Source organism: Pseudoalteromonas sp. S4492 (assembly GCF_005886115.1).
Classification (GTDB): domain Bacteria; phylum Pseudomonadota; class Gammaproteobacteria; order Enterobacterales; family Alteromonadaceae; genus Pseudoalteromonas; species Pseudoalteromonas gelatinilytica.
In genome coordinates this window covers 1-261 of sequence record NZ_PNCP01000375.1, presented here as the reverse complement: position 1 = coordinate 261, position 261 = coordinate 1, and the positions used below count along the sequence as shown (strand labels likewise).

1 protein-coding gene is annotated in these 261 nt (G+C 45.2%); it reads left to right on the top strand.

Annotated features, from left to right (window positions below; genetic code table 11):
• Positions 1-20: 20 nt before the first annotated feature.
• On the top strand, positions 21-261 hold a 241-nt coding region (locus tag CWC28_RS22470), incomplete at its 3' end, for a hypothetical protein (RefSeq protein WP_212746846.1).

Here is a 261-nt window from a genome sequence, read left to right as displayed (position 1 = left end):
AATATGTCCACAGGCAGGTCATGAAAACAGCCTCTGAGACTAAACAGGAAGTTGAAAAGCCTCCCGTTTCTGAACAGGGGACATCCCCCAAGCCAAAGAGTGCTTTTAAGAAGTTGATATCTGGAAAAAAAAAAAGTAAGTCGAATCAAAGCCCGATAGAAGAGCCCTCAAAACCCCTCCCGGTCTGTACGATTGCATTAAACACCCATGGCGCACTCCAGAATCGAAGCTTTACAGGAGGAAGTGATTTCTCTATCTCAC